General features: G+C 63.0%; 1 protein-coding gene. It reads right to left on the bottom strand.

Features of this window, described 5'->3' with window-relative positions; all coding sequences use genetic code 11:
- Positions 1-3,394 (bottom strand): tetratricopeptide repeat protein (locus tag Q0T48_RS02475; protein ID WP_295951913.1); only part of this gene is annotated, 3,394 nt, incomplete at both ends.

Below are 3,394 nucleotides of genomic sequence, written 5' to 3'. Positions count from 1 at the left end.
GTTCTGAAAACAGGTGCTCGCTGCCCGCAGGAACGCTGGCAGCGTCGGTCAGGTAGTAGTCGATGGCCTGCAGGCCGGTGGTGTAGCCATAGCCCATCCAGCTCATCGACACTGGGGCCGGTTTGAGTGCAAACACTCCCAAGCGGTTGCCTGCGGTGTGGCCTGCCAGCTCCACCAAAATGTCGATACCGTCGGCCCGGATGCGCTGGGCCAGGGCCACGTCGGTCATGCCCCGAGTCGGCACCCAGTGCTCTACATAGCGTTTGTAGCGCTGGGTGGCACTGTCTTCATGGGTCAGCTCGGCATAGGCATAGACCTCCACCACGCTGACATCGTGGTGTGACAGCAGCGGCTCCAGGAAGAAAGTGCAGGCATGGTTGCGGAAGTCGGGCGACATGTAACCGACCTTGAGGCGGCGGCCAGCGCGGGGGACGTTGGTGTGCGGAGCCCAAGCTGCCCGGTACGGCTGGCCGAAGCGGCGGTCGTAGTCACGGTAACTGTCAAAAATATCTTCTGCGCTTTTGTCCGGGTCGTAATTCAAGGCGAACAGCAGGCTGGAATAGACCGGGGCCGCGTAATTGCACAGCTCCAGGGCCCGGTAAAAACTGCGCTGGGATTCGGCCAGGCGGCCTTGCATCAGCAGCGCAATGGCAAGATTGACCCAGGCCGCGGTGAACGCGGGGTCGATCGCTACGGCCTGCGCCAGGCAGGCTTCGGATTCGGTCAGGCGCCCCTGCTCTTTCAGGTTGCCGCCCAGGTTGCTCATCACCGACACCGTTCCGGGCTGGATCGCCAGGGCGTGGCGCAAGTCAGCCTCGGCCTCGGCCAGCAGGCCCAGCTCCCCCAGAAAGTTACCCCGGTGGAAGTAGGTTTCGTAATCATCTTCTCGCACCACCATGGCATTGCGGATGCACGCCTCGGCCTCCGCCCGCCGACCCTGCCGCTGCAAGGCCCGACTGAGGTGCAGCGACACCTGCATGTCGTCTGGCGTCAAGCGCAGCAGGCTGCGCCAGACTGCTTCGGCCTCTACCAGGTTGCCCACCTCGGCCAGCAAGCCGCCCAAGCCATGGTGCGCAGCGGTGAAGTCGGGCTGGAGGCGCACGGCCTCGCGGTAGCACGGCAGGGCCTCGGCGCGACGGCCTTGGCCGAACAGGGCGTTGCCCAGGTTGTGGTGGGCTTCGGCATCGTCCGGCTGCAGCGCAATCACCGCCCGGTAGCAACGCTCGGCCTGCTGCACCTGGCCTTGCTCCCCATAGGCCAGGGCCAAATTGAACAGCGCTTCGGTATCGTCGGGCAGTAACTGCACTGCCCGCTGCTTGGCTTGCAAAGCCTCTTGCATTTGCCCTTGCTTGTGCAGAAAAGAGCCTAGCAACTTCCAGCTGTAGCCGTTCCGGGGATAGCGGTCCACCAAGGTACGTGCTGCCTGTGCGCCCTGCGCAAACGCCTGCTCCTGGAACAAGCGCACCAAATCGTTCATGGCCTCCACCGGGGGGGCCGCCTCTACCGCATCCAGCGCCACATCGGTGGCCCAGCGGGCATACATTTGGCCGTAGGCCTGTTCGACCTGGCGGGCAAAGCCCGACTCGTCCATCAGCGGGCTGGCCTGCATTTGCGCACGCAACGTTGCGCGCAACTGGGCCAGCGCGGGCAGGTCAGAGGCCAGAGCCACGACCTTGTCCACGTAGGCATCCTCACTCTTTGCAATCCACTCCGGATGCCCCAGACCGTACAAGATGGCGCTACCGATGCGGCCCACGCTGGGCCGGTCGGCCAGGGTCACATAGGGCAAGCCCATGTACAAGGTCTCGAACAAGGTGGTGCCCGAATTGTGCGGAAAACAGTCCAGACCGATGTCGATACCGCGCAGCACGTCCCAAGGGGGACTGTTGAAGCCGATGTGCAACCGCTCGGGCGAAATGCCAAAAGCCGAAAACTGCGCCACTACGTCGGCTTGCACCTCTGAATCTTGGAACGAACGGCTGTCGATCACCAGATGTGCCGTGGGCAGGCGCAGCAGGATGCGGGCCCACACCCGGATGGTCCGGTGGTTGATACGCACGCCCCGGGTCAAGGTGCCCAGGGTGATGTAGCCGCGCTCCACGGCGGGCAAGGCGTTCACCTCGCCCATCCCGGTGCCGGGTCGGTAAGCGGTGTAACAGCCAGGCAAGCGCCAGGGTTCCTCGGAGAACACATGCTCGCTGCCCACTGGCACGCTGGCAGCATCGGTCAGGTAATAGTCGATGGCGCGCAGGCCCGTGGTGTAACCGTAGCCCATCCAACTCAAGGACACAGGAGCGGGTTTACGGGCAAACACTCCCAAGCGGTTGCCCACCGTGTGGCCCGCCAGATCAACCAAGATGTCGATGCCATCGGCGCGGATGCGCTCGGCCAGCGCCGCGTCGGACAAGCCGCGCGTGGGCACCCAGTGGTCCACGTAGCCCCGGTAACGCTGGCTCACCGCGTCTTCGGCCACCAGATCGGCATAGGCCGTAACTTCTACGGCAGCAGAATCGTGGTGGGCGAGCAAGGGCTCCATGAAAAAGGTGCAGGAATGGCTTCGGAAGTCGGGCGACACATAGCCAACCTTGAGGCGACGGCCCAAAGTGCGGTCGTTGCCATGGAGCAGCCAGTTCTGCCGATGCGGCGTGCCAAACCGGCGCTCAAACTCCTGGTAACTGTCAAAAATCAATTCTGCCGGGTGATCGGGGTGGTAATTGAGGGTGAACAGCAGGTTGTCGAAAATGGAGATGTGGCGAGGATTGAGTGCCAGAGCCGCGCGAAAACTCGCTTCCGATGCATCCAGCCGCCCCATCTTTTGGTAGGTGATGCCAAGATTGTTAAACGCCTCGGGATAGGCGGGTTTGAGCACCAGTGCGCGCTTCAAGGCCACCTCGGCCTGCGCATAGTGCTCCAGATCTTGCAGAGAATGGCCCAGATTGCAGGCCGCCTCGGCATCATGTGGCAACAACTGAGCCGCTTGCTTTTTAGCCTCCAAGGCTTCTTGTGCATAGCCACTGGCCTGCAGCATGGCCCCTAAAGCCTTCCAGCCAAAACCATGCCGCGGATACTGCCGCACCATGGCGCGGGCAGCCTGGATACCTGCCGCATAGTCGCGCGACTCAAAAAACGAAGTCAATAGCTTCATGTCGTCCATGCTGGGCTGGCTACCCAGCACCTGGCGGACGGCTTTGGGAGCCTTGCTGCGGACCATCGGTTGCGCTGACCAGCGATCGAACATCTGGGCATAAGCCTGTTCCACCGTGCGGGCAAAGCCCTCTTCGTCCATCAGCGGGCTGGCCTGCATCTGGGCCCGCAGCGTGGCGCGTTGGCGGGCCAGTGCGGGCAGGTCACCCGCCAAAGCCAGTACTTTTTCAACGTAGTCGTCTTCGCTGTC

This window comes from Rhodoferax sp., assembly GCF_025354435.1.
Classification (GTDB): Bacteria; Pseudomonadota; Gammaproteobacteria; order Burkholderiales; family Burkholderiaceae_C; genus Rhodoferax_B.
This window is presented reverse-complemented; position numbering and strand designations above follow the sequence as displayed.